Below are 25,106 nucleotides of genomic sequence, written 5' to 3' on the forward strand. Positions count from 1 at the left end.
CTTTGCTCTACGCTTATAGCAAGCGCACTTGCGCGTTTCTCTAATAAGTACAAAGCCAAGGAGAACATCATCATGCGTTACGCTCACCCCGGTACTGAAGGCGCCAAAGTCTCGTTCAAAGCCAAGTACGGTAACTACATCGGCGGCGAGTTCGTCGCGCCTGTCAAAGGTCAGTACTTCACCAACACCTCGCCAGTGAATGGCCAGCCAATTGCCGAATTCCCACGCTCCACTGCCGAAGACATCGACAAGGCACTGGACGCCGCCCACGCCGCTGCCGATGCGTGGGGCGCGACCTCCGTGCAGGCGCGCTCGCTGATCCTGCTGAAAATCGCCGACCGCATCGAACAGAACCTCGAACTGCTGGCGATCACCGAAACCTGGGACAACGGCAAAGCCATCCGCGAAACCCTCAACGCCGACATCCCGCTGGCGGCCGACCATTTCCGCTACTTCGCGGGATGCCTGCGCGCCCAGGAAGGCAGCGCTGCCGAAATCGACGGCAACACCGTGGCCTATCACATTCATGAACCGCTGGGCGTGGTTGGCCAGATCATCCCGTGGAACTTCCCGATCCTGATGGCCGCGTGGAAACTTGCACCAGCGCTGGCCGCCGGCAACTGCGTGGTACTCAAACCTGCCGAGCAAACCCCGCTGGGCATCACTGTGCTGCTGGAACTGATCGGTGACCTTCTGCCACCGGGCGTGCTGAACATTGTTCAGGGCTACGGCAAAGAAGCTGGCGAAGCGCTGGCGACCAGCAAACGTATCGCCAAGATTGCCTTCACCGGCTCGACGCCGGTCGGCTCGCACATCATGAAATGCGCCGCCGAGAACATCATCCCGTCCACCGTGGAACTGGGCGGCAAATCGCCGAACATCTTCTTCGAAGACATCATGCAGGCCGAACCGACGTTCATTGAGAAAGCCGCCGAAGGTCTGGTGCTGGCGTTCTTCAACCAGGGCGAGGTGTGCACCTGCCCTTCCCGCGCACTGGTACAGGAATCGATCTACGACGAGTTCATGGCTGTCGTGATGAAGAAAGTCCTGCAAATCAAACGTGGCGATCCGCTGGACACCGACACCATGGTCGGCGCGCAGGCGTCCGAGCAGCAATTCGACAAGATTCTTTCGTACCTGGAAATCGCCAAGGGCGAAGGCGCCGAGCTGCTGACTGGCGGCAAGGTGGAAAAACTCGAGGGCAACCTGTCGACCGGCTATTACATCCAGCCGACCCTGCTCAAGGGCACCAACAAGATGCGCGTGTTCCAGGAAGAAATCTTCGGCCCGGTGGTGAGCATCACCACGTTCAAGGACGAAGCCGAAGCCCTGGCGATTGCCAACGACACCGAGTTCGGCCTCGGCGCCGGTCTGTGGACCCGCGACATCAACCGCGCCTATCGCATGGGCCGCGCGATCAAGGCCGGTCGTGTGTGGACCAACTGCTACCACCTGTACCCGGCGCATGCTGCATTTGGCGGGTACAAGAAGTCCGGCGTTGGGCGTGAGACGCACAAGATGATGCTCGATCACTACCAGCAGACGAAAAACCTGCTGGTGAGCTACGACATCAATCCGTTGGGCTTCTTCTAAACCTGCAGCACTGATCGTTCCCACGCTCTGCGTGGGAATGCCGCCCGGGACGCTCCGCGTCCTACCAAAGCCGAACGCAGAGCGTCCGTTGAGGCATCCCCACGCAGAGCGTGGGGACGATCATGCTACCCACCGGCAAAAAAGCCGGACCAATACAACAATAAGAAAGGTAAACCCTATGCCTAGCGAATCCCCAGCTGGCGCTCCGGCGACCGGCGCCTCCGTCGACTTTGAAAAAGTCGGATCGGATTACTTTCAACAACGCGAACTGAAAAAAGGTGCCGCCGGCTGGGTACTGCTGGTCGGTCTGGGCGTTGCCTACGTGATTTCCGGTGACTATGCCGGTTGGAACTTCGGCCTCGCTCAGGGTGGCTGGGGCGGCATGTTCCTGGCGACGCTGCTGATGGCCACCATGTACCTGTGCATGTGCTTTTCTCTGGCCGAGTTGTCTTCGATGATCCCCACCGCTGGCGGTGGCTACGGTTTTGCCCGCAGTGCATTCGGGCCGTGGGGCGGGTTTCTCACCGGCACCGCGATCCTCATCGAATACGCCATTGCCCCTGCGGCTATCGCGGTGTTTATCGGTGCCTACTGCGAATCGCTGTTCGGCATCGGCGGCTGGATGATCTATCTGGCCTTCTACATCATTTTCATTGCCATCCACATATTCGGGGTCGGCGAAGCGCTCAAGCTGATGTTTGTCATCACCGCCGTCGCCGCGTTGGCGCTGGGGGTGTTTCTGGTGGCCATGGTGCCGCACTTCGACGTCGCCAACCTGCTCGACATTCCGGTCACTGCTGCGGCGGGCGCCAGTCCGTTTCTGCCATTCGGCTATGTCGGCGTCTGGGCGGCGATTCCCTATGCGATCTGGTTCTTCCTTGCCGTTGAAGGCGTGCCGCTGGCTGCCGAGGAAACCAAGAACCCAAAACGTGATCTGCCGCGTGGCTTGATCGGCGCCATGTTGGTGCTGCTCATGTTTGCCCTGTTGATTCTGATCGTCGGCCCCGGCGGTGCGGGCGCCAACTCGCTGCTGACCTCCGGTAACCCGTTGGTCGAAGCGTTGAGCAAAGCCTATGGCGGCTCGACCTGGATGGGCAGTTTCGTCAACCTCGTGGGGCTGGCCGGACTGATCGCGAGTTTCTTCTCGATCATCTACGCGTACTCGCGGCAGATTTTCGCGCTGTCACGGGCCGGCTACCTGCCACGCAAACTGTCCGAAACCAATAAAAGCAAGGCACCGGTCCTGGCGCTGGTGATTCCCGGCATCATCGGTTTTGGGCTGTCGCTGACCGGCCAGGGCGATCTGCTGATTCTGGTGGCGGTGTTCGGCGCAACCATTTCCTACGTGCTGATGATGGCCGCGCACATCACCTTGCGGATTCGCCGCCCCAAAATGGACCGGCCGTACCGCACACCGGGCGGCATCTTCACCTCCGGCGTGGCCTTGGTGCTGGCGTGCATCGCCGTGGTCGCGGGTTTCCTGGTCGATCCACGGGTGGTAATCGGTGCCGCCGTCATCTATGGAGTGTTAATTGCTTACTTTGCGTTCTACAGTCGACATCACTTGGTAGCAGGCACGCCGGAAGAAGAATTCGCGGCGATCCAGAAGGCTGAACAAGCCTTGCACTGAGTGCCGACAATCCCGGCGCAGGCTCGGTCTGCGCCGTCACGGAGAATTGTGTATGGCCAGTTTCGCTCACACGGTTGGCGCCCAGACCTATCGCTTCGACAGCCTCAAGGACGTCATGGCCAAGGCCAGCCCGGCGCGCTCCGGGGACTTCCTCGCTGGCGTCGCCGCGCTCAATGACGGCGAGCGCGTGGCTGCGCAAATGGCGTTGGCCGACATTCCGCTCACGCATTTCCTGCAGGAAGCGCTGATTCCTTACGAGTCCGATGAAGTCACCCGGCTGATCATCGACACCCACGACAAACAGGCCTTCGCCGTGGTCAGCCACCTCACCGTGGGTGGTTTCCGCGACTGGTTGCTCAGCGACGCCGCCGACGAAACCAGCCTGCGCAACCTCGCCCCCGGCCTGACCCCGGAAATGGTCGCCGCCGTATCGAAGATCATGCGCGTGCAGGATCTGGTGCTGGTGGCGCAAAAGATTCGCGTGGTAACCAAGTTTCGCGGCACTCTCGGCCTGCGCGGACGGCTGTCGACGCGCCTGCAACCCAATCACCCGACCGACGAACCGTCCGGCATCGCCGCGAGCATTCTCGACGGTCTGCTCTACGGCAATGGCGACGCGATGATCGGCATCAACCCGGCCACCGACAGCATCGCCTCAATCTGCGCGATGCTGGAAATGCTCGACGCGATCATCCAGCGCTACGACATCCCGACCCAGGCCTGCGTGCTGACTCACGTCACCACCTCTATCGAGGCGATCAATCGCGGCGTGCCGCTGGACCTGGTGTTCCAGTCGATTGCCGGCACCGAAGCGGCCAATGCCAGTTTCGGCATCAACCTGAACGTCTTGCAGGAAGGCTACGACGCCGGCCTGAGCCTGAATCGCGGCACCCTCGGGCAAAACCTGATGTATTTCGAAACCGGTCAGGGCAGCGCGCTGTCGGCCAATGCCCATAACGGTGTCGACCAACAGACATGCGAGACGCGAGCCTACGCCGTGGCGCGACATTTCAAGCCGTTCCTGGTGAACACGGTTGTAGGATTTATCGGCCCGGAATACCTCTACAACGGCAAACAGATCATCCGCGCCGGCCTCGAAGACCACTTCTGCGGCAAGCTGCTCGGCGTGCCGATGGGTTGCGACATCTGCTACACCAACCATGCCGAAGCCGATCAGGACGACATGGACACCTTGCTGACGTTGCTTGGGGTCGCCGGGATCAACTTCATCATGGGCATCCCCGGCTCCGACGACATCATGCTCAATTACCAGACCACTTCGTTTCATGACGCGCTCTACGCCCGGCAGACCCAGGGCCTGAAACCGGCGCCGGAGTTCGAGCAATGGCTGGCCAACATGGGCATCTTCACGCAAGCGGACGGCAAGGTTCGCTTTGGCAACAACTTGCCGCCGGCCTTCCGCCAGGCACTGGCGCAACTGGGATGAGTCACATGGAAAAACCGCCCATCGACCCGCAAATCCCGTGGCTGGAACTGCGCCGCCTGACCCCGGCACGCATCGCTCTCGGCCGCACCGGCACCAGCCTGCCGACCAGCGCGCAACTGGATTTCCAATTTGCCCATGCCCAGGCACGTGATGCCGTGCATCTGCCATTTGATCATGCCGGACTCAGCGCGCAACTGAACGAGCGCGGACGCGAATCCTTGTTGCTGCACAGCGCCGCCGTGGATCGCAACAGCTACCTGCAACGCCCGGATCTGGGGCGCAAGCTCAGCGAAGAATCGGCGCAGGCCTTGCGCGAGTACGCAGCGGCGCATCCGGGCGGTGTCGATCTGGCAATTGTCGTGGCTGACGGTTTGTCGGCACTGGCGGTGCATCGGCATACCTTGCCGTTTCTCACGCGACTGGAAGAGCAGATGAGCGCCGACGGCTGGTCGATGGCGCCCGTTGTCCTGGTGGAACAGGGCCGCGTTGCCGTCGGTGATGAGATCGGCCAACTGCTCGGCGCAAAAATGCTGGTGATGCTGATCGGCGAACGCCCGGGACTCAGTTCACCGGACAGCCTCGGTTTATATTTCACCTACAATCCAAAGATCGGCCTGACCGACGCCTACCGCAACTGCATTTCCAATGTACGGCTCGAAGGCTTGAGCTACGGCATGGCGGCGCATCGCTTGCTGTACTTGATGCGGGAAGCTTGTCGCAGACAGCTGTCGGGCGTGAATCTGAAGGACGAAGCACAGGTTCAGACGCTGGAGTCGGACGCCGGTGCGGACATGAAAGGAAACTTCCTACTCAGCCCGCCCCCTGCCTGAACCGTTTCCGCATTGCGTTTCTGCGCAGGTTTCAGGCAGGATCGATGCACGGCCGCACGGGTTTCCCATCGCCGTCAGAGCAGTTGAAGACAGCCACTTGAAGACGAGACCTATCATGCGGATTATTCAAGCGACCCTCGAACATCTGGATTTGTTGACCCCGTTGTTCGTCAAATATCGCGAGTTCTACGGTTCCCTGCCTTACCCGGATTCCTCCCGCGCCTTCCTCGAAAAACGCTTGCGCCGCAAGGAGTCGGTGATCTATCTGGCGCTGGCCGATGATGACGACAAGAAGCTGATGGGGTTCTGTCAGCTGTACCCAAGCTTTTCTTCGCTGTCACTCAAGCGCGTCTGGATCCTCAACGACATCTATGTCGCCGAAGACGCCCGCCGCCAACTGGTCGCCGATAACCTGATCCGCACCGCAAAAAAAATGGCCAAGGAAACCCAGGCGGTGCGTATGCGCGTCTCCACCAGCAGCAACAATGAAGTCGCGCAGAAAACCTACGAGTCCATCGGGTTCAAGGAAGACACCGAGTTCAAGAACTACGTGCTGCCGATCAGCGAAGAGCTCTGACCGCACAGGCAACGTGTGATGAGGGAGCCCGCTCCCTCAGCCACGCCGAATGCAGCCTGACAATTGTTCACATCCCGACATCCCCCGCTACAAAACCAACGCGCTTTTCATCCTTCAGACCGTATAATCCCGAGCTTTCCGGCTTGTAAGAAAAACTACACCCCGCTGTAGGCTTACACGAAGTCATCCGCACAGGCCTGCCGAGTCGGGCCGTCACACAGGTGCCCCCATGGATTTCAACCCGCTCGACCTTATCCTGCATCTCGATGTGTACCTCGATTTGCTGGTGAACAACTATGGGCCATGGATCTACGCCATCCTGTTTCTGGTGATCTTCTGTGAAACCGGTCTGGTAGTGATGCCCTTCCTGCCGGGTGACTCGTTGCTGTTCATTGCCGGTGCCGTTGCGGCTGGCGGTGGCATGGATCCGGTGCTGTTGGGCGGCCTGCTGATGCTCGCGGCGATCCTTGGCGACAGCACCAACTACGTGATCGGACGAACGGCTGGCGAGAAACTGTTCAGCAACCCGAACTCGAAAATCTTCCGTCGCGATTACCTGCAAAAAACCCACGACTTCTACGACAAGCATGGCGGCAAGACCGTAACGCTGGCGCGCTTCCTGCCGATCATCCGTACCTTTGCGCCGTTCGTCGCCGGCGTAGCGAAGATGCCATACCCGCGCTTCTTCGGTTTCAGCGTGCTGGGCACCATCCTCTGGGTCGGCGGTCTGGTGACGCTGGGCTACTTCTTCGGCAACGTACCGTTCATCAAGAAAAACCTGTCGTTGCTGGTGGTGGCGATCATTCTGTTGTCGCTGGTGCCGATGATCCTCGGCGTGGTTCGCAGCCGTTTCGGCGGCACCAAAGCCCAATCGCACTAAGCCGATGTGGTCGCTGAGCGCCTGGCGTCGCCGGCGCATTCTGGCCAGGCACCCGATCGCCGACGACATGTGGCAACGGGTGCGCCATCACCTGAGTTTCCTTGACGGTATCAGCGCTGCCGAAGACCAGTGGCTGCGCGAAGCCTGCGTGCTGTTCCTCGAAGACAAACACCTGAGCGCCCTGCCCGGCGTCGAACTGCATCAGGAACAACGCCTGCTGCTCGCCGCCCAGGCGCAATTACCACTGCTGAATCTGGGCGACCTGAACTGGTATCAGGGTTTTCACGAGATTGTTCTGTATCCCGACGATTTCCTCAGCCCGCAACTTCATCGCGATGCCAGCGGTGTCGAGCATGAGTGGGACGGTGAACACAGCGGCGAAGCCTGGCAACAGGGGCCAATCATCCTCGCCTGGCCGGGCGTGATGGCCAGTGGTGGCTGGGAAGGCTATAACCTGGTGATCCACGAACTGGCGCACAAACTCGACATGCTCAATGGCGACGCCAACGGCCTGCCGCCACTGCATGCTGACATGCGCGTCAGCGACTGGGCCGAAGTGATGCAACACGCCTACGACGATCTCAACCGTCAGCTCGATCGCAATCCTGACGCCGAAACCGCCATAGATCCCTACGCCGCCGAGAACCCGGCCGAATTCTTTGCCGTTACCAGCGAGTACTTTTTCAGCGCCCCGGATCTGCTGCACGAGGCTTATCCACAGGTCTATGCGCAGCTACAGCTTTTCTACCGTCAGGACCCGTTGAGCCGGTTACGGCAACTTCAGGCCACAGACCCGGTCTATCAGGCGCACGACTAAGCTCTGCACGACTTTCGGTACATGGCGCCGACGGCAGAATATGCCTATAATCGCCGCCACTTTTTGGTCAATCCGGCCAAGTGTTTTTGGTCAACTACGGGGGCAACGCCCAATGAGCTACAGCAAGATTCCGGCTGGCAAAGACCTGCCGAACGACATCTACGTCGCGATCGAGATTCCGGCCAACCACGCGCCGATCAAATACGAAATCGACAAAGACAGCGATTGCCTGTTCGTTGACCGTTTCATGGCCACCCCAATGTTCTACCCGGCCAACTACGGTTACATCCCGAACACCCTGGCTGACGACGGTGATCCCCTCGACGTGCTGGTTGTGACCCCTTATCCGGTTGCGCCAGGCTCGGTGATCCGCGCGCGCCCAGTCGGCATCCTGAACATGACTGACGACGGCGGCGGCGATGCCAAAGTCATCGCAGTGCCACACGACAAGCTGTCCCAGCTGTACGTCGATGTGAAGGAATACACCGACCTGCCGCCACTGCTGATCCAGCAGATCGAGCACTTCTTCGCGAACTACAAAGATCTCGAGAAAGGCAAATGGGTCAAGATCGAAGGCTGGGCCGGTGCAGACGCCGCCCGCGAAGCGATCACCAAGTCGGTTGCCGCCTACAAAGGCTAAGCACCTGTGCTACGCGCGAGGCTTGAAGAAAACCCCGGTTGATCCGGGGTTTTTTGTGCTCGGCAAAAGCCGTCTTAAACAGAGTGTTTATGGCGGACTACAGAAAAGTTTTAGCCTGTGTAATTTCCCACAAGATCGTCTTACATCCCGTCGCAAAATTCAGCCCGTTTTTGAACGTCCGGTTTATTCAAACCGCTCTGGCACGGCCGTAGACTCCGTGTTTATGAGAAAGAACACTAGCGGTCCAAGATTCAAGGCACTCCTGGAAGCTGCGAACATCTCGACGACGGGTTTCGCAAAGTTCTGGGGCACGGAAGCCCAAAATGTCCACAACTGGTACACCCGGGGCGTCCCGGCGTATCGCATGGAAGAAGTCTCACGCCTGCTGTCCGTCAACAGCGAATGGCTGAAAACCGGCGAAGGCACAAAAGAGCTGCCGAGCCTCACTCCGCCTGCCAGCAACGGCGACAGCTTCGACGCCCACGATCCCCAGGGCGCCTACCGTTTTATCCATCCCAACGACATTGAACTGGCCTTCTTCAAAGAAACACCCCTGACCAACGGCTCCGACAAAACCCACGTCATTCAGGACCCGGACCTGTCCATCCGCCTGCTGCGTGCACCACTGGATCAACTGGAAATCCGCCACGCCGACGCCATCTGCGCGCACATGATCGGCAACAGCATGGCCGAACGCATCGAAGACGGCTCCATCGTCGCCATCGACCGCGGCCTGACAAAAGTGGTGGACGGCGAAATCTACGCCATCGAACACGACGGCATGCTGCGCATCAAATACCTGCACCGTATGCCCGGCAACGGCTTGCGCCTGCGCAGCCACAACAGCGCCGAATACCCGGACGAAGTGTTCCACCCGGCGCAGATTGAAGAGCAACGGATTCACATATTGGGCTGGGTGTTCTGGTGGTCGACGGTGAGCAAGCGGCGGCCGGTGGTGCCGTTTCTTTGATCTCACGGCCCGCAAAGCCCCCTGTAGGAGTGAGCCTGCTCGCGATGAGGCCCTGATAATCGGTACAAATCTCGAATTTGTTCGACTGCGGTCGCTCTAAACCGCACTTCAGACTGGGAATCCCAAGCAAAACTCAGTATCCTGCGCCCCACATTTGCGCATCGACCCGCCCCGCGGCTCAGACAGCGCCCGACGCGGCAGACCAACGTCTGACCAAGTCCCGCAGCCGGACGCAGATCCGGATGTAAGTTTTGAAGGCTGGCAAGGCTTACCAAAAATAGGCCAAGCCAGTCCCCGAGAAGCCGGCCACAAGCCGGCTTTTTAATGCCTGCAAAAAAACGTTTACCTTGGCGAGCTTGACTCAACACTTGCCAACCTCAACCCCTCAGTGCTAAATCCCGCCCAACACCCACCCCCTCTGTTTTTACCCGCATCCCCGACCCCGGCCGGATTCCGGTATTGAGCCTCACGGGAATCCATGGAATGGCCCTGCATATCCCGACCCTGTTGGTCGTTTCGGTCTTCGTCTTCTTTTTGATGGGGCTTTTGACGCTGCACGCCTGGTATCGCGAAACCCGCGAGCCGCCACTGGCGTACCTCGGAAGCATGATGCTGCTGGGCGCCTTGGGCGTGGTATTGGTCAGTTGGCGTGATCGAGGGGTCGACTTCATTCCCATTGTGTTCGGCAATGTTGTTCTGTTACTCAGTGCAGCGATGAACTGGACGGCCATGCGCACGCTGGTCGGGCGCAGACCGTCAGTGTCCGGCATTCTGGCAGGCGCGTTCGCCTGGCTGACCTTGTGTCTGATTCCCGCCTTCTACGAGTCGATGCCAAATCGGGTTCTGATCTACTCCTTGCTGGCATTCGGTTACGGCGTGCTGACAACGCTGGAGCTCTGGCGCAGCCGCCACACTCTGGACGTCGCGTTTATGCCGGCGCTGGTGCTGACCGTTCTGCACACTGTGTTCTACGCCGTTCGCAGTGCGACCGATGAAGGGCTGCCGGTGACAAAGGCGCTGCTGGGCACTGGCGAGGGTGTGCCGTTTTTCTCGTTCATGCTGTTCGAGTCGATGCTATATGTCATCGGCATTGCCTACATCACCCTGGCGATGGTCAAGGAACGTGCAGAGCTCAAGCTCAAAGCGGCGGCGTTCAGCGATCCGCTGACGGGCATTGGCAATCGTCGCGCGTTCATGATGAACGCCGGGGAGTTGCTTGCCGAAAGTCAGCAATACGGGGAACCGGCGGCGTTGTTGCTTTGCGATCTGGATAACTTCAAGCGTCTGAATGACACCTATGGCCATCCCGTTGGGGATCAGGCGTTGATCGCGTTCGGCCGGATCGTGGCCGAGAGCCTGCGTAAGGAAGATGTTTGCGGGCGGATTGGCGGTGAGGAGTTTGCCTGCCTGCTTAACGATTGCGATGAGCAGACTGCACTGGAAATTGCCGAACGGATCCGCCGTTCGTTCTCGCAATTGTCGATTCTTGAGCCGGGGCTGCTCAGCGTCAGCATCGGAGTTGTGACTACCCGTGAATCCGGCTACGACTTGTCACGCCTGCTATCGGAAGCGGATCAGGCGCTGTACGGCGCCAAAGACAAGGGGCGTAATCGTGTACAGACTTTGCGTTCGCTGTACTTGAGCCTTGCCGATAATTAATGCCCAACAAACGGCCATTTCAATAAGCCATTAGCACATCCGCCCTAATTGCCCCAGCCGGCACCCGCCACTAAATTTCCATTCTGTTTTTGTGCATTACAAAAGCGCCAAGGAATGGAGCAACACCATGTCATCATTTTTCAGATTGAGTAAATCCCTCGCTCTACTGACTGCACTCTTGACTGCCACCTCAGCGTCAGCGGAAGAGCCGAACCCCGTCGGCGACTGGTGGATCATTTACGGCAACGGCGTTCCGCACAAGAACATCATGTATGTCGCCGACAGCACATCAGTTGTGCCGTCGACGCTTACCAAGGGTGCGCAAATGCTGGCGGTGACGCTGGTGTATGAAGAGCCGGGCAAGCCAATGATCGATGCCTACAACCTGGAAGTTCAGTGCAAGACCAACAAGGTGCGGTTTGTTAATGGCCAGTCGGTGGATCGAATTGCCTACATGCTGCGGCACCTGAAAGTAAACGAGCAATGGCAACAGCCGAAAGAATTCTGGGTCCAGCGCGCTTTGGCTTTCGTTTGCACTCCAGAGAAAAAAGACATGATTGCATTGGGCAAGATGGAGCACTTGCTGATGATTCAGGGCATGCAGCAGATGTTCTTCAAACTTGCACCGATTCAAGAGAAAGGCCAGATGATGGACAACCTCGACTCGATACTGGGCAACAAGTAACAGCCTGATTTCTGGGCGCTGCAGCGCGCTATTTCGTCTCGCACATGACACCGGGAGTCATGATGAATCAATGGACTAAAACGTTACTGACGTTGCTGATAACAGCCACAGTCTCAATGATTAATGGCTGCCACCTGATTGCACAGTCGCGCTGGGAAGGACGGGATGTTCAGGAAGCACTCGATCTGTTCGGTAAACCTGACTCAATGAAAAAACAGACCGGTGCCAACGGCGAAAATCTGGCCGTCCTGACCTGGTTCAAATCCTCCAGCTGGACCACCACCGAAGCGGCCGGCACTTCAATGAATCACACCGGCAACGGCATGGTGTACACCGAGTACTACGAGACGGTCGGGCATAGCTCTGACTGCAAACTGGAAGCGACCGTCAATAAAGCCAAAAAGATCGTACTGTTCAGGATCGAGGACGGAAAAATCATTCATGGCAAATGCATCAACGTTCCGTTCGTACCCGGTTACATTCCGCCCGGTTTCTAGTGCTATCCCTGAGCGAGTACCTGCTCAGGGATAACTGAATGACTTCACCAACGTCAGCTCCCCCACCGCGCGCATCGGGATTAGAAACGTCTCCATCTTCTCGCTCGGCGTCCCTTCCTCTGTAATCACCGTCACCTGCGCCGTGGTCAGCGCCTGCACCGCCTCATCGCCGCCATCCTCATCCCCGCGATAGCCACCGCCGTAGTAATTCACATACACCAGATACTGGCCCTTGATCGGCGCCGGCATGGCGAAGATTTCCGGGCCGTAGCCGGTGGTGACGTCGACGTCAAGCGCGGCACCGTTGGCGGCGCTGCGGTTGCCGTACCAGATCTGCGCGCCGTCGGGGGTGACGAGGTGCAGGTCGAGGTCGGTGCCATCGCTGTCCCATGCCAGCAGTACGCGCAGCTTGGCCGGGGTGGCGCCGCCGCTGGTGTTGAGGAATTGCGTGCGGTGACGTTGCTGGCCGTCGGGGCTGCGCACTTCGACGCTGTTGCTGCCGTTGGGGAAGGAAAACGGGCGGTCGAAGCGGCCACTGTCGTCAATTTTCAGCGGCATGCTCACGCCGTTGACGATCAGACGGCCGGGCTCGTTGTCCTTCCGCGCAGCTTTTATCTCGCCGCTGATGCGCGCGGTGTTGGCTTGGCCCACCGGGGTGTTGACCGATGAGGCCGGGTAGTTGACGGTCTGACGGAAGCTTTCGCCCTCGCCTTCGGGAGCGCCACTGCGCCAGCCGCCGACCGGGGTGTCGAGTTTGACGCCACCGGCGGCGATGGCCGGCGAGAGCGCGGTCAACGTGCAGAGCAGCAGCAAGACCTGTGGATAACGGAGTGTCATGGTCTATTCCAGCAAAAGGTGACGGGCGAGCCCTTCGATGTAGGTTTCATCCTGGCCGTTGGGATGTGCTTCAAAAGCCAGGTGCAGATATTCGTGGGTCAGATCGAGGCGATCCTGCAGAGTCAGCACGCCGCGCACGTAGATGCGTTGGCGTTCACGGTCGACAAACGGGCGACCGAACGCCAGTTTGCACACGGCGAATGTGCTGACTTCGTTGTAGCCGGTTTCGCTTTCCAGCTTCGGACGCCAGCCGCGTCGCTGTTTCTGCAGCCAGTCTTGTGCGGCGGGCAGCGCTTCGCAGGAAGCGACGGGGTTGTCCCAGCGGCTGAGGCTGGCGCGCGGATAGGCGTGCAGCAGAATCGCGTCGTAACGTTGACCGGCCTTGGCTTGCTCGACAGCTTGTTGCCAGGCGAGTTTGTCCGGGCCGGGTTGATCGGAGTGATAGGTGACGGTGCTGCCGGCCAACACCAGGTCTGCGGTCCACGCCGCGATGTTGCGTGATTCCAACGAAGCTGGCCGTGGTGCGACGCGCTGGCGATTGCTGCTGTCGTCGATACTCAGGCAGTCGCCGTTGCGCGTGGCGTTTTGCAGCAGATACGTGCGAATCGCCACGGCCAACGCCTTGGCGGCTTCGGCAGGTTCGGGTTTGGCTTCACGTTCCAGTACTCTCGCGACGTATTCTTCGCGATCAAGCCTTGCGACGAGTTTGTCGTTGAGCAGAAACAGTTCGCCGTCGCTGTGGATATCCAGCGCGTTGCCGTTGGCGAATTCGACGCGGTAGTCGCCCTGCAACGGGCCGGAAGTGACCACCCGCTCGCCAGTCAAAACCCGCGAAACCGGATAGCGCGAGAACAATCTGACTTCAACACAACGCCCCGCCTCTGCTGGCCATGCCGCTGGCAACACCGTCGCCAATGCCTGTCCATAATGGCGCAAGACCATCTGGCTGGTGCCACGTCCGCCCGCCCAGATCGGAGCATCATCCGCCGTCCAACCAGCAAACCCGCCCTGCCGCGATTGTGGGTCCTGATCACCGAGCCAGCTCCAGGTTTTCACCCGCAAGCGCCCGCCCAGTTCACCAACGACATTGCCGTCCGCCGCGTTCAGCACCACGTCGAGTAGCACTCGACGCGCCTGATCCTGCGCCGGCAACGAGGCCATAACCTTCAGCAGTTCAACCACGGAAACCCGTTGAGCCGGTTGCACCGAAGGCAGATCCAGCAACCAGGACGGCGCCCTCCGCGCCTGCCAATAGGTTCGCCAATCCGCCGCCGAAATCCCTAACCGCGCAGGCTCGAAATACAACCCGCAGGATTTCACCAACGCCTGATCACGCTCGATCTTGCCACCCGCCGAGCAGCAATAAATCTCGTCTTTCGATTGCCCGCGACATTCATACGCCGGCTCCCGCGCTCCGGTATCCACCAGCCATGCGTAGACAAACAACTTCCACAGACTGCCCAGCGGCGTATCCAGCGATGACGGCAACGGTTCACGCTTGATCAGTTGCGTCTGACTCAACGACAACAATTCGCCCTTGTAGGCCACGCGCAACGGCTCGTCCTGCGCCGTTGCCAGCGCAGGGATCACACACATCAGCAGCCACAGCAGCGGCCGGCTCATGTCAGTTGACCGTGACCTGACCGAGGGCGGCTTTCACTTCCTGGGCCTGATGCTGCGGTGCGTAGACTTGCTTGAAACGCACCGGCGGCAGGCTGAACTGGCCCTTCTGCGAGAAGCGCACCAGATGGCGCAGGCGCAATTCGCCGCTCAGCGCATCGACCGGCACGGCGTAGGCCAACTGGCCCGGTTCGAATCGCGCCTTCTCCAGCGCGGTCGGCTCGGTGCCGTCCTTGCCTTGTAACTTGATGCCCCAGGTGGTGCGCTCGACATCGGCGCCCGGTGGCAGCGGCACTTCAAGCATGCCGTAGCGCAGTGGTTTCGGCGCTTTGCTGGTGAGGATCACTTCGTCCAGATACAGGCTGTCGCTGGACAGCGGCTTGCTGCCGACCGGCTCCAGTTTGAAGGTGAAGGCTTCATCGCCCGGCACCAGTCGCGACAGGCGACGAGTGATGGTCACGGCCATCGGATCGACCGCCGGTTGCTGGGTCTGGAAGCTCAACGCCGCGCGCAGCGGACGCTCTTGCGTACCGGACACCGTCAACACGCTCGGCACCGGAGTGGCGCCTTGCCAAGTCCAGTACATCTCACCGGTTGCACCGTAGTTTTTCTTCCAGCCTTCACCCGGTGTCAGCGCGATGGTCGGCGATGCCTGGGCGATGCTGCGTTGCAGCCAGGTCAGCGCCAGCGCACGTTCGAGGGTCGATTGCTGCGGCAACAGTCGTTGCAACAGAGCTTGCGCACGGGCCTGATCGAACGGTTGCAGCGACAGGTTCAGTGCTTCGGCAAACGGCTGCGAGCTGACCGACAGACGCTGTTGCGCTGCAGCCAGCTGACGATTGAACGCGTCAGGCAAGGCCACTTTCGATTGAGTGGCCAACGAAGCGGTCAACACCCGCGCCGCCGCCAGACCAAGCGCCGAATCCGGATCACTCATCACCAGACTGTCTTCGCCGTCGTCCATCAACGTCTCGGCGTTACCCTCACCGGCCTTGGCCAGATCGTCCATCAACCCGCTGAGCAACGTGTTCACCGGCAAATGCATCTGCTTGGCAAACGACAGAATCAGCGCCCGTTGCAGCAATGGAGTGTTCGGCGCTTGCTTGGCGTACACCTCCAGCACCCGCTGCCAGTGCTCCGGTGGCAAGGTCAACTCCAGCACTTGGCTGGCATTCCAGTCGGCGTAGTAGGCGTAAGCAGTGAGGAACGCATCCGGCTCACCGTCATAACCCCACCAGGTGAAGCTCGCCGATGGCCCGGCCATTTGCACCAGACGCAGCCGGCTGTTCTGCATGATCAGACGCAAGCGATCACGAATCTGCGGATTCGACGCCAGCGATGGATAGGCAATGCTCAACGGCAGCAAACGGCTGGCAGTCTGCTCGACGCCGCCGTACGGGTAGCTCAGCAGATCGTCGAGGGCTGAGCGGAACAACGCTTGCGGACTGTCATCCAGACGCAGACGAATATCGGTGGCATCGGTCGGCAGACTCAACGGTGTGTCACCGCTGGCCACGTCGAGGCTTTGAGTCTGAGTGACTTGCCAGCCGTCACCGGTCGCACTCAGGCGCACGGCGAGGGAGTCGGCGGTCTTGCCGTCCTGCACCAACTCCGCCGTCCATTCGCCGGAAGCCAATGTGAGCGCCGGCAGCGGCAGGTAGTTGATGCCGTTGTTCAGGGTCACCGGCAGACGCTGTTCGGCGCCCGCATAGTGAGTGACCAGTTCAGCCTTGACCGGCTTTTCGGCCTGACTGAACGCAAACACACCGAGTTGCGGCTGATCGCCCTTGCGGAATTTGCTCGGCCCGCTCCACTTCAGGTACAGCGGTTTTTCCGAACGCACGAACTGCTTCTTCTGCCCGACCTGACCGTCATCGGCGATGGCGCGGGCGGTAATGCGCCAGCGGGTCAGCGAGTCCGGCATCTTGAAGGTGAAGCGGGTTTTGCCGTCGGCACCGGTCAACAACTCCGGCTGCCACGCAGCGGTGTCGACGTCTTCACGACGCGGCCGCTCCAGCACTTTCACCCCGCGCTCGCTGCGGTTGGCTTTGCCCGGTGCGCCGGGGCTGCCCGGCAACGCCACGTCGTAACTGATGAACGATAGGCTCGCACTGGTGCGCACGTTGTTACGGCGCGGGTGATAGAAGAACTGGTCGATGGTCGGCGCAACTTCGGGTTGCAGCGCGTAGACCATTTCGTCGACGACGCTGACCGTCAGATGCGCCGGAACGGCTTTGCCGGCGAACTGCGTGCTCAGGTCAACCGTGACCGTGTCGCCCGGCAGATACACCGCTTTGTCGGTGCTGATCGCCACGTCGATTTGCGGCGCGACCACTTTGATCCCGGCGTTCTGGAAGCTGTACTGACCGCCCTTGGTGTACAGCACCGAGAACGTAAGGTTCGGCGCAAAGTTGTCCTTCACCGGGATGCGTGCGCGGTATTGGGTGTCGCTGAGTTTTTCCAGTTTCAGCCAGTCGGCGCCCTTGGCCAGCAGCGCAGTGGCTTCGACCTTGTCGCGTTCCAGCGAGAGCAATGCGTCGCTAACCGGTTCCGGGAACGTGATCAGCGCCAGCGCTTCATCACCGGCCTTGTACTCAGGCTTGTCGAGGACGATTTCCACAGTGCCCGGCACCGCTTTCACACCGTCACCAGTGACCGAATGCCCGGTGGCACCGAGTACGCGACCGTGTTGATCTTTCAAGGTCAGGTTGTAAGTGCCTGGACGCTCGAAAGCGAGGCTGAAGCCTTTATCAGTCGCCGCAAGTTTGCCTTCGCCCGTGCTCTGGTCTTCCAGACGCACCCAGCCATACGTGCTCGGCGTCACCGCTTTGCCTGGCTCGCTGCCGCCCTCGTTGGCGTAGCTGAACGCAACCTTGTCACCGACCGCGCTGAAGCGTTGCGGCGCGTTCAAACGAAAGCTCGCCGCGCCACGGTCGATGAGGATTTCCTTGGTGGTCTTGACCCGATACGCCGCACCATCGCTGGCAAACACGGTGAGCATGTAGCGGCTCGGTTTGTCGGCGGCCGGCAGATCAAGGATCGCGTTACCTTTGCTGTCGGTGGTCAGTTCGGTGCTGGTCAGTTCCACCGGGAATTGCCCGAGGTATTGCAGCTCGTTGTCGACCATCGACAGTTGCTGGGCACGCAGGCTCAGGGTCAGTTTGGCGTTAGCCACCGGTTTGCCGTCCGGATACAGCAGCACCAGACTGCCTTTGACCGGCTCGCCGGTGCGGTAATCCTGCTTGGCCAGATTCAGCGAAATCTCGAAGTGCGGCTTGATGTACTCGGCTACACGGAAGGCGCTGCTGTAAGCCTGATCCTTGTAGTTGAAACGAATCTCGTAACCGCCCGCGACGGCGTTGTCCGGCAACTGGAAGCGGCCCTGAGTGCCAGCCTTCGAATCGAGTTTCAGGTCGAGATGCTGCAACTCGGTACCGGTGGCATCGAGCACGCTGACCGTGACATCTGCAGCGCCCGGCAACACCGAATCCCGCGCATTCTTGAATTCGCGACCGACGATCTTCAGCGATACCCAATCACCTGGGCGATACAGCGGCCGGTCGGTGAAGGCATAGAGTTTGGTGTCGTAGATTTCGCTGTCGTAATAGAAATTTTCCGAGACGAAGACGCCGCCCTCTTCATCCTCGCCAATCACGAACGAACGCTCCGGACTGACGTGTTTCAGACGCAGCAAACCATCGGTATCAGTCGCACCGCTGCTCATCACGCCGAGGCCGTCAGTCCACAACACATTGACCTTCGGTACCGAGCTGCCTTCGTGTTTGCGTGCGGCCCAGACCAGCAATTCATCGCCGGCAATCTTGCTCACCGCCACAGTGTTGGAAACGAAAACCATGGTGGTCGCGCGGTATTTACCGATCAGCGCTTCAACCAGATACAGACCCGGCTTCAGATTGCCCAGCGGGATGTAAACGTTACCCGGCGCGACACTGACGAAATCGCTCGAAGACCCGGCCAGATTGACCCCGGCCGGCGGTTGAATCGGCTTGGCCTGCCACAGCGGATAACGGAACTGGCTGACCACCGGCAGACCCGGGATCAGCGCAAATTGCGGCTGCGCGTCATACGGAGTAGGCGCGGCGATGGCGTTGCCCATCTTCAGTTCCGGCACTTCTTCGGTGACCTGTTTGCGCGATTCATAGGAGAACGCGCGCTGCATCACCCGCCGGGATTTGCGGTACCAGTTGTCCCACAGGTACGCGAGGGTGTTGGACAGGCCTTCGCCCTTGAACTGGCCATCGCTGACCACGCGGTGCAGGTTCTTCTGGCGCTTGAGGAAATCCAGCGGCTTGTCGATGCGGTACACACGAATGTCGGCGCCGCCATACGGTTCCATGCGGAAACGACGGTAATCACGGCCCGGCGCTTCGAGGCGCACCATCGCCTGTTCGTCGGCAGCGAAACTGCTATCGGCGAGCAGGAAGAAGCTTTCACCGGAGACCGGCGTGTAGCCGCTCGGCCCGACCGAATCTTCGGCGCTGACGGTAGCCACTGGCAGCAACAGCGCCAGCAGCAAAGGAATTCGGGAACAGAGTCGCAACATGCGGGCACCGGTCATTGGGAGAGAAAGTTCAGTCGATAGACGCCGATGAAGTTGGGGTTGGCTGCGTCGGGTATCCATCGGGTGTCCTTCCATGTCATGAGTTGCTGCAGGCTTGCCGAACGCATGCCGTTGTCAGTCGGGGTAGTGGTGCCGGTGTGATAGGCGATGTAACGGCCCATCCAGATCATCAAGTGCTGGTCGTCGCCCTGATCGAAAAACATCAAATCACCGGGCCGCGCCTGCGACACGTCGCGGCTGACCAGATGGCTGTTGAACTGAATCAGTTTGATCGCGTTGACGTACGGCCCGACCTTGCCGCCACCCTGCTGCCATTGCTGGGCGAACTTGCGCTGGTCATCGCTGAGCGACAGCTCCGGCGGCAAATAGCGATTGGACAGGCCATTGCTGCGCAGCCATTTTTCGTCATGGACTTTCAGCGCTTCGTTGGCGGCGAAACGCACCAGCCCGGCACAGTCCTGCTGATACCAGCGCGGGCTCGGCCCTTGGCTCAGTTGCTCTTGGGCGATGCGCACGAACCAGGCGCGGAACACCTGGGATTGCGCCGGATCCAGCGCCGGCGCTTCAACGGCTCGGGCGCCCGCACTGAGTAACAGCGCGAGCAGGCCGAGGCTGCGGATCAGTGTGGTCACAGCGCTTTCCATTCCAGCGGCAACCACTGCCAGTGGCCGTCGGGCTCGCTGCCTTCGGGCAAGGTCAGGGCATATTTGCCATAGCCACCGAGGGTGCGCAATTTCGGGATCAGGTAGGTTTGTGCGGCGTTGTAGAACACCGGTTCCATGTCCTGTGGCAGGCTGTCGAGGGTTTCCTGCTGCATCAGTTGCGCCATCGAATCCGGGCCGAAATAGATCGGCATCAGCACGTCTTTGGGCAGCACGTCGGCCATCGGCGGGAAGCGTTTGTCGAGGGTGCCGAGGGCCTTGTCGACCAATTTGTCGTCGAGGGAAAACAGCAGCGTCGAACCGTGACGGGCGAGGCTGACTTTCATGAACGCCTTGCCGGAAATCGCATCTGGATTCTCGGCAGTCTTCGCCGCATACGCGCCGAAATTGGAGCTGACCTGACGCTGCCAGACATGTTTCTGGCCTTCTTGTTTCTCGACCACAGGGAAGACGTTTTCGTCAACGTTGGCTTCGAATGCACCGACCATCGAACCGAACAGTTTGCCAAGATCACCGTCGAGCTTGCTGCTGTCTTCGTCTTTAAGGCTGGCGACCAACAGCGGCGTGTACAAACGCGAATCGGCGTACCAGCAAAGGCCCGCCGCGCCGGCCACGTGCTCGGTGAGGGTCTGCGCTACCGCTTCTTCGGCGCCGAGTTTCACCAGCAATGGTTTTTGCGGTTCGGCCGCGACCGGCAGGGTTACGCAGGCACTGGCGCCGAGTGGCATGGCTTGCCAGACCGGTTTGAAATCGAAGTCGGGCTGGTTTTCCAGTTCGTCCATGGCGAGGTAGCTGTGCCAACCCTTGTCATCCATGTCGAAGCGCAGCCCGGCGAAGTTCGGAATGAAGCGCTGATAGCCCATGGCGAGAACGCTGGAGTTGACCGACAGGCGCTGTTTGGTTTCCGCAGTTTTCGCCGGCAGACCGAAGGCTTCAGGGAACAGTTTTTCGCCATTGAGCAGCGCCGCCAGCGCTTGCGGTGAAACGTGGCCGGACTCTTCGGACACGCCGCTTTCCGGATCGTAGTACTTGGCCGGATTGGACAGCACCACCAGCTTGTCCCCGTGGGAGGCGAACAATAGGGCTTTGCTGGCGTTATAAGTCAGTTGGAACAGCGGTACGCTATCGCCGCCGACTTTGAGTTCGCCCATCTGACTGAGCTGCGTGTCATCCAGCGCGACTTTCGCCAACGGCTCGAGCAGTTTCGCCAGACCACCGCGATCCATCACCAGCAGGAAATCCTTCAAGCGACCATCCGCGCCACGCCACAGCGCGACATCGGCTGGCTGATCGAAAAGTTGCTCGATCAGGCTGTCCTGCAACTTCAGATCATGCTCGTAGATGATCCGGCGCAGACTGCCGATCAAACCGAGGCGATCCGCATGGGTCTCGTAATAGAAGACGAAATCTTCGGTGAGCGTGGCCTTAAGGAACGGCACCGTCAGCAAGTCCTTGGGCAACTGGCTCAGCGAGCGGGTTTCCAGCAGTGCATCGGGGCGGCTCAGGCCAAGTTTGTCACTGGCCAATTCCGCCGGCGGTGCCTTGGGCTTGAGCAGCAGCCAGCCAAAACCACCCGCTACACCGGCCACCAGGCACAGCCCGGCCAGCAGCAACGGCCATTTCCGGGAAGGTTGAGTCGCTGGCGTATCGGCAGCTGGAGTCACAGTGTTATCACTCATCGTTAACAAAACCCGATTTCATCCGTGGCGGGATGCTTAATAGTTGAAAGTCTTGACCAGCAGCAGATCACCGATTGCCCGCAGGGGCACGATGAACGTTTCGCGTTTTTCGTCGACGGTGTTTTCGTTGAGCACCAGCGTGATTTGCGAGGTGATCACCTCGTTCTGGTTGCTGGTCTCCTCGAAGTTATAGCCGCCGTTGCCGAAGTTGCCCCAATAGTTGACGTAAACCAGGTAGGTGCCGTGCAGCGGCGCGGTCATGGTGAACATTTCCGGGCCGGGGCCATCAACGCCATCCGGGTCAAGACCGCCGCCATTGCTCAGCGCCGGACGCGCCCAGAACGCATGCTGACCGTCGGGCGTGACAATGTGCAGATCGAGTTCGGCTTTCGGATCGTCCCAGCCCAAGACAAGACGAATTCGCGCCGGCGTGCGCAAATTGTTTGCTTCATAAAATTGCACACGCTTGAGCGACTGGCCTTCGGCGCTGATCACTTCGACACTGTTGGAGCCGGCGCCGAACGCGTACGGCCGGGCAAAACGGCCCTGGTCGTCGGTGTACAGATTCAGTGGATTGCCATTCACCGCGAGACTGTGCGGCGGGCGCATATGGCCGATGGCCTTGAGCTGGCCCTGGATCATCGTGCGATTGCGCTGGATGCCGCGATCGATCGGCGGCGTCGGGTAGGCGACTTGCGGGTTTTCCGTGCGATCGAGCAAGCCGTGATAGCGCCAGCCACCCACCGGCTCCGATACCTCGGCCGTCGGCGCCGCCAGCAGCGCGGGCGCGCAGGCCAGGCCGATCAGCAGCCAAAGAAATGAACGCATGTAATGCCTCCTGCCATGCCTGAACGAAACCTTGCACCCGATCCTCGGTACTTCACAGCGGTGAAAACTGCGTTTCGTCTGAAAGACCCGTGACTATGGGGTCGTAGAAGGCGCGAAGATTAGCGATTCGGCGGTTTTTTAACAATCAGATACATGTGCTATTGCTGTAGGAATCAAGCCAATCCGGTGGACGGTGAGCCGAATAGGCGTCATATTCGGCTCACAAAATGAGCCGAATAGCATTTCTATTCGGCTCACGGACTCAAGGCAGGCAACGAATGGCAACTTACTGGATCTGGCAGCAGCCCGATTGGCCCTACTTCAACTGGCAGGCGGAACGCCTGGCACCGTTGTTGCGCGAGTGTGTACAGGCCCAAGGTCAGTTGATGGGGATGGCCGGTTCAGTAGGTGACTCTTTGGGGGCTCAGACCGAACTGGACGCCCTTTTGCAGAATATCGTGACGTCTTCGGCCATCGAAGGAGAGCAACTGAATGTCGGCTCCGTGCGGTCATCGTTGGCGCGACGTTTGGGCCTGGAGTTGATCGACGGCGATAAAGTCAGCCAACGCAGTGAAGGTCTGGCGCAGCTTATGCTGGATGTCACCCGTCGATTTGCCGAACCGTTGACGCTGGAACGCCTTCTGGAATGGCACCAATGGCTGTTTCCCGATCAAGAGGCTGACCTTACTGCACGCCGCATGCATGTGGGTGCACTACGCGGTGACGAGCCTATGCAGGTGGTATCGGGTCGCATTGATCGTCCAACGGTTCATTTCGAGGCGCCACCTCGCCAAGGTATTGAGCAGCAGCTCGACCAATTTCTCCAATGGTTCGAGGCCAGCCAGCATCAGACAGCACTGGACCCGATGCTTCGTGCGGGCATCGCCCATTTCTGGTTCGTCACCTTGCATCCGTTCGACGATGGCAACGGCCGTCTGACCCGCACCATCACTGATCTGGCGCTGGCACAGGGCGAAGCGCAAGCCATCCGTTTCTACGCCATGTCGGCGAGCATTCTGGATGATCGGTCCGGCTACTATCGGATTCTTGAATCGAGTCAAAAAGCCACACTGGACATCACTGAATGGCTTACATGGTTCCTGCAAACCTTGCTACGCAGTCTGCAACAAGCCATCACCCGCATTGAAAGCGTGCTGGGCAAGACGCGTTTCTGGCAGGCACACCGCGAGTCCGAACTTTCGGCGGAGCAGGTCAAAGCGCTCAATCGTCTGCTCGACGGCGGCGAGCGGGGCTTTGAGCACGGCATCAGTGCCGGGCAATATCAAGCGGTGGCGAAAGTGTCGAAGGCCACAGCAACCCGACACCTTGCGGAGTTGCTGGAGAAAGGTTGCCTGCAACGCTTGCCGGGTGGGGGGCGTAGCACCCGCTATCAGATCAACTATCCCGACAGAGCTACACATTAATCTCACCCAGCACAGAGCCATTTCTGTCCTTGGGAGCCGGCCCGCTCATTTGCCCATAACCCCCCTATCTGCTAGTGTCGCGCCGGTTTAACGTCAACCGGAAATCGCCGCCATGGCCCGCAAAAAAGCTGCACTGGATTTCGAACAGTCCCTCGCCGACCTGCAAACATTGGTCGAGCGTCTGGAGAACGGTGAATTGTCGCTGGAAGACTCGCTGACCGCTTTCGAGCAGGGCATCGGTCTGACCCGTGACTGCCAGGCAGCGCTGGCGCAAGCCGAGCAGAAGGTGCAGGTGCTGCTGGAGCGCGATGGCGAACTCGCCGAGGAACCCTTCGACGCGGAACAGCCAGAATGATTGCAGCGTATACGGCGACCAGTCAGACCCGGGTTAACGCAGCGCTGGAAACCCTGTTCAACGCACCGTTGCCGGAGTTGGCGCGGCTTTACGAAGCCATGCGCTACAGCGTGATGAACGGCGGCAAACGCGTGCGACCGTTGCTGGCCTACGCGGCGTGCGAAGCGCTCGGTGGCAAGGCTGAGCAAGCCAACGGTGCGGCCTGCGCGGTTGAGCTGATCCACGCCTACTCGCTGGTTCACGATGATTTGCCGGCGATGGACGACGACGATCTGCGTCGCGGCCAGCCGACCACTCACAAAAAATTCGATGAAGCCTGCGCGATCCTGGCCGGTGACGGTTTGCAGAGTCTGGCGTTCAGCGCCCTGCTCGACCCGCGCCTGAGCGATTGCAGCAGCGACATCCGCCTGCAAATGGTCACCGCACTCGCCCAGGCTGCGGGCCCGGCAGGCATGGTCGGCGGTCAGGCGATCGACCTTGGATCGGTCGGCCTCAAGCTCGATCAGAAAGCCCTCGAGCAGATGCACCGGCACAAGACCGGCGCGCTGATCGAAGTCAGCGTCAAACTCGGCGCTCTGGCCAGCGGCCGTGCCGAGCAGGATGAACTCCGTGCCCTGCAGACTTATGCACAGGCCATCGGCCTGGCCTTTCAGGTGCAGGACGACATTCTCGACGTCGAAAGCGATACCGCCACCCTCGGCAAACGCCAGGGCGCCGACATTGCCCGTGACAAGCCGACCTACCCGGCGCTGCTCGGTCTCGACGCCGCCAAGGCATACGCCCTGGAACTGCGCGATCAGGCCCTGCACGCCCTGCGACCGTTTGACGCGGCCGCCGAGCCGTTGCGCGAGCTGGCCCGGTATATCGTCGAGCGGCGTCACTGATCAGCAATCG

21 protein-coding genes are annotated in these 25,106 nt (G+C 60.0%); 15 read left to right on the top strand and 6 right to left on the bottom strand.

Features of this window, described 5'->3' with window-relative positions:
* Positions 1-72 precede the first annotated feature (72 nt).
* From ACM6JQ_RS28975 to ACM6JQ_RS29030, 12 genes are all read left to right on the top strand, one after another.
* Positions 73-1,593: an aldehyde dehydrogenase family protein gene (locus ACM6JQ_RS28975; RefSeq protein ID WP_016984137.1), complete on the top strand. Its 1,521-nt coding sequence runs from the start codon at positions 73-75 to the stop codon at positions 1,591-1,593.
* A 178-nt stretch (positions 1,594-1,771) separates the two neighbouring features.
* Complete coding sequence (gene eat / locus ACM6JQ_RS28980) at positions 1,772-3,223, top strand: ethanolamine permease (RefSeq protein WP_007910884.1); 1,452 nt, start codon at positions 1,772-1,774, stop codon at positions 3,221-3,223.
* Positions 3,224-3,275: 52 nt separating this feature from the next.
* Positions 3,276-4,670 carry an ethanolamine ammonia-lyase subunit EutB gene (locus ACM6JQ_RS28985; RefSeq protein WP_414895091.1) on the top strand — a complete coding sequence of 465 codons (1,395 nt, stop codon included), beginning with the start codon at positions 3,276-3,278 and terminating at the stop codon, positions 4,668-4,670.
* 5 nt (positions 4,671-4,675) lie between these two features.
* Positions 4,676-5,500 carry an ethanolamine ammonia-lyase subunit EutC gene (eutC, locus tag ACM6JQ_RS28990; protein WP_414895092.1) on the top strand — a complete coding sequence of 275 codons (825 nt, stop codon included), beginning with the start codon at positions 4,676-4,678 and terminating at the stop codon, positions 5,498-5,500.
* 115 nt (positions 5,501-5,615) lie between these two features.
* On the top strand, positions 5,616-6,077 hold the full coding sequence (locus ACM6JQ_RS28995) for a GNAT family N-acetyltransferase (RefSeq protein WP_007910890.1): 462 nt from the start codon (positions 5,616-5,618) through the stop codon (positions 6,075-6,077).
* Between the two features lie 229 nt (positions 6,078-6,306).
* Entirely contained in the window at positions 6,307-6,957 is a 651-nt protein-coding gene (locus tag ACM6JQ_RS29000; protein WP_007910892.1) for a DedA family protein, read from the top strand.
* 4 nt (positions 6,958-6,961) lie between these two features.
* A complete protein-coding gene (locus ACM6JQ_RS29005; RefSeq protein ID WP_414895093.1) occupies positions 6,962-7,774 on the top strand; it encodes a zinc-dependent peptidase in 813 nt (270 codons plus the stop codon).
* Positions 7,775-7,886: 112 nt separating this feature from the next.
* Positions 7,887-8,414, top strand: a complete 528-nt coding sequence (gene ppa, locus ACM6JQ_RS29010) for an inorganic diphosphatase (protein ID WP_003205933.1) — start codon at positions 7,887-7,889, stop codon at positions 8,412-8,414.
* A 223-nt stretch (positions 8,415-8,637) separates the two neighbouring features.
* Positions 8,638-9,384 (top strand): helix-turn-helix transcriptional regulator, encoded by a 747-nt coding sequence (locus ACM6JQ_RS29015; RefSeq protein ID WP_042704877.1) that lies wholly within the window; start codon positions 8,638-8,640, stop codon positions 9,382-9,384.
* Between the two features lie 483 nt (positions 9,385-9,867).
* On the top strand, positions 9,868-11,043 hold the full coding sequence (locus ACM6JQ_RS29020; protein WP_095114013.1) for a GGDEF domain-containing protein: 1,176 nt from the start codon (positions 9,868-9,870) through the stop codon (positions 11,041-11,043).
* A 127-nt stretch (positions 11,044-11,170) separates the two neighbouring features.
* Complete coding sequence (locus ACM6JQ_RS29025; RefSeq protein WP_095114012.1) at positions 11,171-11,728, top strand: hypothetical protein; 558 nt, start codon at positions 11,171-11,173, stop codon at positions 11,726-11,728.
* 62 nt (positions 11,729-11,790) lie between these two features.
* Positions 11,791-12,225: a hypothetical protein gene (locus tag ACM6JQ_RS29030; protein WP_007910907.1), complete on the top strand. Its 435-nt coding sequence runs from the start codon at positions 11,791-11,793 to the stop codon at positions 12,223-12,225.
* 24 nt (positions 12,226-12,249) lie between these two features.
* Here ACM6JQ_RS29030 and ACM6JQ_RS29035 read toward each other — a convergent pair whose 3' ends face one another.
* From ACM6JQ_RS29035 to ACM6JQ_RS29060, 6 genes are read right to left on the bottom strand one after another with little or no spacing between them, the layout of a single operon-like run.
* Positions 12,250-13,062: a YfaP family protein gene (locus ACM6JQ_RS29035; RefSeq protein ID WP_414895094.1), complete on the bottom strand. Its 813-nt coding sequence runs from the start codon at positions 13,060-13,062 to the stop codon at positions 12,250-12,252.
* A 3-nt stretch (positions 13,063-13,065) separates the two neighbouring features.
* Positions 13,066-14,685 (bottom strand): DUF2300 domain-containing protein, encoded by a 1,620-nt coding sequence (locus ACM6JQ_RS29040; protein ID WP_095114010.1) that lies wholly within the window; start codon positions 14,683-14,685, stop codon positions 13,066-13,068.
* Between the two features lies 1 nt (position 14,686).
* Positions 14,687-19,261, bottom strand: a complete 4,575-nt coding sequence (locus tag ACM6JQ_RS29045) for an alpha-2-macroglobulin family protein (protein ID WP_414895095.1) — start codon at positions 19,259-19,261, stop codon at positions 14,687-14,689.
* Positions 19,258-19,908, bottom strand: a complete 651-nt coding sequence (locus ACM6JQ_RS29050; RefSeq protein WP_007910912.1) for a DUF1175 domain-containing protein — start codon at positions 19,906-19,908, stop codon at positions 19,258-19,260. Before ACM6JQ_RS29050 ends, ACM6JQ_RS29045 begins: the two co-directional genes overlap by 4 nt.
* The gene (locus tag ACM6JQ_RS29055; RefSeq protein ID WP_007910914.1) at positions 19,893-21,605 is read right to left on the bottom strand and encodes a DUF2138 domain-containing protein; all 1,713 of its coding nucleotides are present in this window, start codon (positions 21,603-21,605) and stop codon (positions 19,893-19,895) included. Before ACM6JQ_RS29055 ends, ACM6JQ_RS29050 begins: the two co-directional genes overlap by 16 nt.
* Before the next feature lie 36 nt (positions 21,606-21,641).
* The gene (locus tag ACM6JQ_RS29060) at positions 21,642-22,433 is read right to left on the bottom strand and encodes a YfaP family protein (RefSeq protein ID WP_007910916.1); all 792 of its coding nucleotides are present in this window, start codon (positions 22,431-22,433) and stop codon (positions 21,642-21,644) included.
* A 278-nt stretch (positions 22,434-22,711) separates the two neighbouring features.
* On the opposite strand from ACM6JQ_RS29060, the gene ACM6JQ_RS29065 reads away from it, so the two are divergent.
* The 3 genes from ACM6JQ_RS29065 to ispA all read left to right on the top strand — a co-directional run bounded on the left by ACM6JQ_RS29065 (position 22,712) and on the right by ispA (position 25,096).
* Positions 22,712-23,857 carry a Fic family protein gene (locus tag ACM6JQ_RS29065; RefSeq protein ID WP_007910918.1) on the top strand — a complete coding sequence of 382 codons (1,146 nt, stop codon included), beginning with the start codon at positions 22,712-22,714 and terminating at the stop codon, positions 23,855-23,857.
* Between the two features lie 112 nt (positions 23,858-23,969).
* A complete protein-coding gene (locus ACM6JQ_RS29070) occupies positions 23,970-24,212 on the top strand; it encodes an exodeoxyribonuclease VII small subunit (RefSeq protein ID WP_003228627.1) in 243 nt (80 codons plus the stop codon).
* Positions 24,209-25,096, top strand: coding sequence for a (2E,6E)-farnesyl diphosphate synthase (ispA, locus tag ACM6JQ_RS29075; protein WP_095114006.1), 888 nt, complete (start codon positions 24,209-24,211; stop codon positions 25,094-25,096). Before ACM6JQ_RS29070 ends, ispA begins: the two co-directional genes overlap by 4 nt.
* Positions 25,097-25,106: the final 10 nt, after the last annotated feature.

It is taken from the genome of Pseudomonas sp. IT-232MI5, from assembly GCF_949767845.1.
GTDB lineage: Bacteria > Pseudomonadota > Gammaproteobacteria > Pseudomonadales > Pseudomonadaceae > Aquipseudomonas.